At 56.3% G+C, this 6,943-nt stretch carries 10 protein-coding genes; 8 read left to right on the top strand and 2 right to left on the bottom strand.

Annotation, left to right across the window (positions count from 1 at the left end; translation table 11 throughout):
* The 5 genes from AACS18_RS02740 to AACS18_RS02720 form a co-directional block, all read left to right on the top strand.
* The coding region (locus tag AACS18_RS02740; RefSeq protein ID WP_146184839.1) for a methyltransferase at nucleotides 1–112 on the top strand (112 nt) is incomplete at its 5' end.
* A gap of 17 nt (nucleotides 113–129) precedes the next feature.
* On the top strand, nucleotides 130–714 hold the full coding sequence (locus tag AACS18_RS02735; protein WP_108613637.1) for a YajG family lipoprotein: 585 nt from the start codon (nucleotides 130–132) through the stop codon (nucleotides 712–714).
* Between the two features lie 2 nt (nucleotides 715–716).
* Nucleotides 717–1,304, top strand: coding sequence for a peptidylprolyl isomerase (locus tag AACS18_RS02730; RefSeq protein ID WP_050547831.1), 588 nt, complete (start codon nucleotides 717–719; stop codon nucleotides 1,302–1,304).
* Between the two features lie 173 nt (nucleotides 1,305–1,477).
* The gene (locus AACS18_RS02725; RefSeq protein WP_108613636.1) at nucleotides 1,478–2,857 is read left to right on the top strand and encodes an AmpG family muropeptide MFS transporter; all 1,380 of its coding nucleotides are present in this window, start codon (nucleotides 1,478–1,480) and stop codon (nucleotides 2,855–2,857) included.
* Nucleotides 2,858–3,013: 156 nt separating this feature from the next.
* Entirely contained in the window at nucleotides 3,014–3,856 is an 843-nt protein-coding gene (locus tag AACS18_RS02720; protein WP_069554294.1) for a nucleoside-specific channel-forming Tsx family protein, read from the top strand.
* A gap of 107 nt (nucleotides 3,857–3,963) precedes the next feature.
* On the opposite strand, the gene AACS18_RS02715 is transcribed toward AACS18_RS02720, so the two are convergent.
* Complete coding sequence (locus AACS18_RS02715) at nucleotides 3,964–4,446, bottom strand: YajQ family cyclic di-GMP-binding protein (RefSeq protein ID WP_005338634.1); 483 nt, start codon at nucleotides 4,444–4,446, stop codon at nucleotides 3,964–3,966.
* Nucleotides 4,447–4,646: 200 nt separating this feature from the next.
* On the opposite strand from AACS18_RS02715, the gene AACS18_RS02710 reads away from it, so the two are divergent.
* Both AACS18_RS02710 and AACS18_RS02705 read left to right on the top strand, forming a co-directional pair.
* Nucleotides 4,647–5,600 carry a ketopantoate reductase family protein gene (locus tag AACS18_RS02710; protein WP_108613635.1) on the top strand — a complete coding sequence of 318 codons (954 nt, stop codon included), beginning with the start codon at nucleotides 4,647–4,649 and terminating at the stop codon, nucleotides 5,598–5,600.
* 37 nt (nucleotides 5,601–5,637) lie between these two features.
* Complete coding sequence (locus tag AACS18_RS02705) at nucleotides 5,638–6,198, top strand: DJ-1 family glyoxalase III (RefSeq protein WP_108613634.1); 561 nt, start codon at nucleotides 5,638–5,640, stop codon at nucleotides 6,196–6,198.
* Between the two features lie 111 nt (nucleotides 6,199–6,309).
* Here AACS18_RS02705 and AACS18_RS02700 read toward each other — a convergent pair whose 3' ends face one another.
* Nucleotides 6,310–6,516: a hypothetical protein gene (locus AACS18_RS02700; protein ID WP_019445898.1), complete on the bottom strand. Its 207-nt coding sequence runs from the start codon at nucleotides 6,514–6,516 to the stop codon at nucleotides 6,310–6,312.
* Between the two features lie 131 nt (nucleotides 6,517–6,647).
* Here AACS18_RS02700 and AACS18_RS02695 point away from each other — a divergent pair.
* Nucleotides 6,648–6,943 (top strand): Y-family DNA polymerase (locus AACS18_RS02695; protein ID WP_445206795.1); only part of this gene is annotated, 296 nt, incomplete at its 3' end.

Raw genomic sequence — 6,943 nt, 5'->3', positions numbered from 1 at the left:
AGTAGGCAACCGTCATCTGGACTATCACAACAAACTCAAGCGCTTGTTTGCCAACGCACAAGTCGTTGCGTCGAACAGCAAATTCGTTATTTTGAAAGCCATCAAACGCTAAAGCCAAAGGAAACCATGATGAAAAAGTCACTCTTGCTGCTGGCCGCCCTGATGCTGGGCGGGTGTGCCACTCATTGGCCGGAGACGGCGCTGCTCAATCCGCAGGTGATCCCTGCCAACCAGCAATACTACTCTGGCAATCGCATCACCATGGAAGGGGTAGACAAGCGTGAGGCTGCCTACGTCTTCTCCATCAAACATAAAGAGAAAGCCCCTGTGCTGGTCAACAGCGAGCGTCCGCTCAATCTGCTGATGGCCGAGCGGCTGGCCGAAGGTCTGCGCAGCCAGGGTCTGGAAGTGGGTAACAGTGGCGCCACCAACCTGACGCTGGTGATCTCCAACGCCGCAGTCAATGTGGAAGAGAAGACCTTTACCTATGTCACCAAATCCCGCGTCAGCCTGCAGGTGATCGCCGATTTCCAGGGCAACCGTCTGACCAAGCAGTTCAACATGTCCTCCAGCAAGGAGAGCCCGAGCGAGCCAAGCATGGCCGACCTGGAGTCTACACTGAACCTGCAACTGGGTAGCGTGCTGCAGCAGATCATGGCGGATGATGCGCTGCGCGGTTACCTGAAAGGTCAACCGAACGGTGCAGGGGTCTGATGATGAAAAAACTCTGGTTGCTGGCCATGCTGATCGCCCCGCTGGCGTTCGCAGGCCCGAAAGTCAGAATGGAGACCAACCACGGCAATATCGTGGTGGAACTGGCGTCCAAGCAGGCGCCCCAGACGGTGAAGAACTTCCTGCGCTACGTGGCTGATGGCAGCTATGACGGCAGCATCTTCCACCGGGTGATCCAGGATTTCGTGGTGCAGGGTGGGGGCTACAACCAGCAGTTCCAGCAACTGCCGACTTATGAGCCTGTGGTCAACGAGTCGCGCGGCGGTCTGCCCAACAAACGTGGCTCCATCGCCATGGCCCGCACCCAGGCGGTCGACAGCGCTACTCGCCAGTTCTACTTCAATCTGGTCGACAACAATAACCTCAACGCCGGTGGCGCCGCGGGTTATACCGTGTTCGGTCAGGTGGTTCAGGGGATGGAAGTGCTGGACAAGCTGGCTCAGGTACAGACCGGTTACAGCCCCATTTTGCGCGCCAACGATGTGCCGACCAGTCCCATCATTCTGAAGAAGGTGGTCTTGCTGGCAGAAACTCCGGCAGACAAGAAAGTCGACAAAAAAGCGGGCAAGTAATCCTCATCGGACGCTGTTCGTCACCTCGTCCTCGTCAGGCCACAATACAAGGCTCATCCCGTTCGGGATGGGCCTTTTCTCTATCCGGGCTTCTTTGACCTATCTCTTTGCTCGCCTTGGCTATCTGCCATCAACCTGCCAAAATGACGCACTTTTCCAAAGTCGTCAGGTAGTTGAATATGATCCGCAAACCAAGCTGGAGAGAGTCCCTCGCCGTCTATCTCGAATTTCGGGTGTTTATTCTCTTTGCCATGGGGTTTTCATCGGGTCTGCCGCTGCTACTGGTGTTTGGTACCCTCTCATTCTGGTTGCGCGAGGCCGATGTCAGCCTGACCGATATCGGCTATATGAGCTGGGTGGCGCTCGCCTATGGCTTTAAATGGCTGTGGTCACCGCTTGTGGATCGCATGCCGCTGCCGTTGCTCTCCGCGCTGCTGGGGCGTCGCCGTAGCTGGATGTTCTTCTCCCAGTTGCTGATTGCCGCCGCGCTGGTCGGCATGGCGTTCTGCGATCCCAAGACCGAGCTGGCCCAGCTGGCGATGTTTGCCCTGCTGGTGGCCTTTGCCTCGGCCACGCAGGATATCGTTATCGATGCCTATCGCATCGAATCCGCCCCCGAGCGGCTACAGGCGGCGATGGCTGCTTCTTACATGACCGGTTACCGACTGGCGATGATCATGGCGGGCGCCGGTGCGCTGGCGCTGGCGGCGTGGTTTGGCAGCAATAGTGGCTATGACTATCGTGGCTGGCAGATTACCTATCTGGTGATGGCGGGTCTGATGTCACTCGGGGTTATCACCACGCTGTTTTGCCACGAGCCGGATATCGATCTGGCCGAGCAGGGCAAACAACAGGCCGAACGCAAGGCGCAGCTCCTGGAAAAAGGGTGGCCTGCGCTGCTGGCGAGTGCGGGGGCCTGGGCCTATGAGGCCGTCTGGTGTCCGTTTGCCGACTTCTTTCGTCGCTATGGCAGCTCGGCGCTGCAGATCCTTTTGCTGATCGCCTGCTATCGGGTTGCCGATGTGGTGATGGGGGTGATGTCCAACAGCTTCTATGTGGATATGCAGTTCAGCAAGACCGAGGTTGCGACTATTACCAAGGTGTTTGGCGTCATTATGACGCTAGTGGGGGCTGCGCTGGGGGGCGTGCTGGTGATGCGCTTCGGTACGCTGCGCATCCTGTTCTTGGGGGCGCTGCTCACCGCCAGCACCAACCTGCTGTTTGCCCTACTCAATCAGGTCGGTCACAACCTGGAACTGCTGACGCTGATCATCTCGCTGGATAACCTCAGCGCCGGTATCGCTACTGCGGCCTTCGTGACCTATCTCTCCAGCCTGACCAATGTGGCATTTTCGGCCACTCAGTACGCCCTGTTCAGCTCGGTAATGTTGCTGTTGCCCAAGTTGCTGGCCGGTTTTTCCGGGCAGGTTGTGGAGCAGATTGGCTACAGTGCCTTCTTTGTCGGAACCAGTTTATTGGGCTTGCCCGTGTTGTTGTTGATTGTGCTTGTCGCCAGAAAAGGGAGTGAGTTGCTCTCAACGGCTGACAAATAGCAAGCGTTTGCGTAGAATCGGGGGTGATTAGATTCACACTTCCGGATAAAGTTCCCGAGAAGTTGTTTCACCCCCAATTTTATTTGATTAGAATCCCTCTCGCTCCTTGTGGGCAGGCTACGGAAAACCTCAACTAACGCACAAGAGACCAATAAAATGGCCAAATTTACCAAGACTCTGATCGCTGCCGGTCTGCTGGCTGCTGCCGCTACCCCGGCCTTCGCTGCTGACTACAGCGGTGATATCCACAAGAATGACTACAAGTGGATGCAGTTCAACGTAATGCACACCATCGACCAGCGCCCTTTCACCACCGGTGAAGAGGACTACAACGATACCTATTTTGAAATGGAATTCGGTGGTCGCTCCGGCCTGTTTGATCTGTACGGCTATGTCGACGTATTCGATATTTTCGACTCCCGCCACAGCAACAAACACCATGGTCAGAACCTGTTCATGAAGTTTGCGCCGCGCATGTCTCTGGATGCTCTGACCGGTAAAGATCTCTCCTTTGGTCCTGTGCAAGAACTCTACATTGCCAACCTGAACAACGTCGGCGACAAGCAGATGGAAAATCAGATTGGTCTGGGCGCCGATGTTATGGTTCCTTGGTTTGGCAAGGTAGGTATGAACCTGTATGCCCGTCATTCCACTGAGAACCAGTTCTTTACTGAAGAAGAAGGCGACTGGAACGGTTATCAGTTCTCCATGAACTGGTTCAAGCCCTTCTACACCTTCGGCAATGGCAGCTTTGTCTCCTACCAAGGCTATCTGGATTATCAGTTCGGTCTGGATACCCATGACCGTGCTGACCGTACCAGCGACAACCTGGCTACTTTCCACGGTATCTACTGGCACTCCGATCGTTATGCCGTTGGTTACGGTCTGAAGTACTTTATGGATGCTTATGGTACCAAAGATGGTTCCACTGCATACGATGGTACTCCTTGGAAGAGCACCGGCTTCAGCCACTACTTCTCTGTTACCTACAAGTTCTAATAAAACTTGGGGTACAAAGAACCGGAGCATCTGCTCCGGTTTTTTTATGGCCGCGATGTAGATAGCGTGGCGCGAGTCATCAAGTGCGCCACGGCTGAGTGGATAAATCAGTCGCGGAAGTTCTGGAACTGCATCGGTTGACCCAGTTCGGCGCCACGGACCAGTGCCATGGTCTCTTGCAGATCGTCACGCTTCTTGCCGGTGACACGTACTTCATCACCCTGGATGGCGACCTGTACCTTGATCTTGGAGTCCTTGATCAGCTTGACCAGCTTCTTGGCGATCTCTTTCTCGATCCCCTGTTTGAACTTGACGGTCAGGTGGAAGCGTTTGCCGGAGTGAACGGAGTCACCTACTTCCATGGAGCTGTTTTCGATGTTGCGCTTGAGCAGGGCACCGCGCAGAATTTCGACCATCTGCTTGAGCTGGAAATCGGCATCGGCTTCCAGTTTTACCTCTTCCTTGTTCAACTCGAAGCTGGCTTCTACCCCACGAAAATCGAAACGGGTGGCCAGTTCACGATTGGCGTTGTCGACTGCGTTCAACACCTCGTTCATTTTGACTTCAGAGACAATATCGAATGACGGCATAGCCGGAGCTCCTCATGTTGCGTTATCGGGGGGCAAATCTACCAGAAAACGGGCAAATTTGCTGATTTTGATGGGGTTGCTCTGCTAGAATCCCCTGCGCACAGGACGGGTGGACCCGTTAGTGTCCACCAGCGACATCTTCACTTATCCCCGGTAACAGGTTGAGAGGATTGCAACCCTTACCCTGACAGAGTCACACCATGCCAAGCGGATTAAAAAATTCCCGACAGCCCGTTATTCCACCCGTTACTCCTAAGTGGTCACTGTTGGGTTGTGGCGCCCTCGGCGGCGTTTTTGCCTCCCTGCTGACCCAGAGTGGTCAATCTACCCGTGTCTTGTTGCGTGAACATCATAAGTCCACGCTCCATCCGGGGATCGATTTCACCTCGCTGGAGGGGCATGTCCAGCTGCTCAATATCGAGCGCGGGTTTGTCAGCAAACCCGGCAAGATCCAGCGTCTGCTGGTGATGACCAAGGCCAGTCAGGTGATTGCCGCACTGACGCCGCTAGTGGGCAATCTGGATGCCGGCGTGCCGATCGTGCTGCTGCACAACGGGATGGGCATTGCCGAGCAGGTGGTCGAGATGTTCCCGCACAATCCGGTGATTGCCGGTGTCACCAGCCATGGCGCCATGCAGTGCGGCCATTTTGTCTTCCGTCATACTGGCAAGGGTGAAACCTGGCTTGGCCCGATCAACGACGCAGCCAAGGCCCACGCCGCGCTCGCGGATGAGCTGGCGCTGGCACTGGGCCAGGCTGGCTGGGATGAGCAGGTATTGGTGCGCCAGTGGCAAAAGCTGGCCATCAACTGTGCTATAAATCCCCTGACGGCCCTCTACAAGCTGAAAAATGGCGAGCTGGCTGGCCCCCGTTTTGCCGATGCCCTGCAGCAGATCTGCGTGGAAGTGGCGGATGTGATGTGCGCCGAAGGGATTGCAACCACGGCAGAGGAGTTGCAACGCCGGGTGATGACAGTGGTGGAACTGACCGCTGACAATTACTCCTCCATGCATCAGGATATGGAGCTGGGACGCGAGACCGAGATTGAGGCCATCACCGGCTTCCTGTTGGCCAAGGCTGCCCGGCATGGCATTGCCGTACCGGTCAATCAGGGTCTCTATCAGGCGATCAAAGAGAAGAGTCAGGCCGTCTGACCTTTTACATGGCAGAGCAAGCAGCAAGGAGGCGAACGTGAGTGTACTGGTGCTGGTGGCCCCCGGGTCGGAAGAGATAGAGACGGTCGCGATTGTCGATACCCTGGTGCGCGCCAGTATCGAGGTGGTGCTGGCCTCTTGCTGCCCAGCCGGATCCCGGCAGGTGAAGGCATCGCGCGGGGTACAGCTGGTTGCCGATTGTCTTATCGACGAGCTGACCCGTCGGGACTTTGAAGCCATCGTGGTACCCGGTGGTCTGCCCGGCAGCGAAGTGATCCGCGATACCCCGCTGGCCATCGATCTGCTCAAAGAGCAGGCCGCTCTTGGTCGCTGGCGCGCTGCCATCTGCGCCGCCCCTGTGGTGGTGTTGCAACATCACGCTCTGCTGGGTGATGCCATCGTCACCAGTCATCCCGGCTTTCAGTCCCGACTACCGACATTGCAGCTGTCACATGAGCGGGTCGTCAGAGATGAGGCTCATCGCCTTATCACCAGTCAGGGGCCGGGCAGTGCCATCGAGTTTGCGCTTGAACTGGTTCGGGTGCTGCGCGGGGATGACGTGGCTACCGCCGTGGCTGGCCCTATGGTGCTGCCTTGAGCGCACTCTGCTGCAGAATCAAGCTGGCCATGCTTTGAAAAACGGGCCCCGGTCATCTTGATCGGGGCCCGCTTGTTATCTGCCGTTGTCGGTCACGCCATCTTGTCCGGCTCAGTAATCGTACTGTTTGCACTTCTTCTTGCGAAACTCTTCACGCCAGCGTGACAACTCTTGCTCTGTGCCGAGTGTGTCCCCCTTCTTGATGGCCTGTTCCAGTATCTCAATCCTGTCGTACAGCCAGCGGCACTCTGCCGTCGGGTTGTTCTTGCCGATGCCGGTCAACGGTAGCAAACAGAGTCCCAACCAAAGATATTTCATCCCGAACGCTCCTTGTCATTGTGGTAGTAAAGGTCTCCTTGGAGTCTACTATTTTAGCCGCAACGAGAGAGATAGAGCTGCGGTTATCCTTGGGGTAAGATGATGCCATGTCTGTTTATTTATACAGTGGTATGCGCAAGATCATCCATATCGACATGGACTGTTTTTTTGCCGCGGTGGAGATGCGGGACAATCCGGCGTTGCGGGAGGTGCCGCTCGCCATCGGTGGGGCCTCCGAGCGGCGCGGTGTCATCTCGACCTGCAACTATGTGGCGCGCCGGTTCGGGGTGCGCTCCGCCATGCCGAGCGCACTGGCGAAAAAACTCTGCCCGCCGCTGGTACTGATCCCTGGGCGAATGGCGGTGTACAAGGATATCTCCCGTCAGCTCAGGGCCATTTTCCTGCGCTATACCGATCAGGTTGAACC

This window comes from Aeromonas sp. HMWF015 (assembly GCF_963878965.1).
GTDB lineage: Bacteria > Pseudomonadota > Gammaproteobacteria > Enterobacterales > Aeromonadaceae > Aeromonas > Aeromonas veronii.
This window is presented reverse-complemented; position numbering and strand designations above follow the sequence as displayed.

Excerpts from the sequence above, each read along its gene's own strand:
- AACS18_RS02735 (WP_108613637.1), top strand. The coding sequence starts at position 130 with ATGAAAAAGTCACTCTTGCTGCTGGCCGCCCTGATGCTGGGCGGGTGT.
- AACS18_RS02730 (WP_050547831.1), top strand. The coding sequence starts at position 717 with ATGAAAAAACTCTGGTTGCTGGCCATGCTGATCGCCCCGCTGGCGTTC.
- AACS18_RS02720 (WP_069554294.1), top strand. The coding sequence starts at position 3,014 with ATGGCCAAATTTACCAAGACTCTGATCGCTGCCGGTCTGCTGGCTGCT.
- AACS18_RS02715 (WP_005338634.1), bottom strand. The coding sequence starts at position 4,446 with ATGCCGTCATTCGATATTGTCTCTGAAGTCAAAATGAACGAGGTGTTG.
- AACS18_RS02710 (WP_108613635.1), top strand. The coding sequence starts at position 4,647 with ATGCCAAGCGGATTAAAAAATTCCCGACAGCCCGTTATTCCACCCGTT.
- AACS18_RS02700 (WP_019445898.1), bottom strand. The coding sequence starts at position 6,516 with ATGAAATATCTTTGGTTGGGACTCTGTTTGCTACCGTTGACCGGCATC.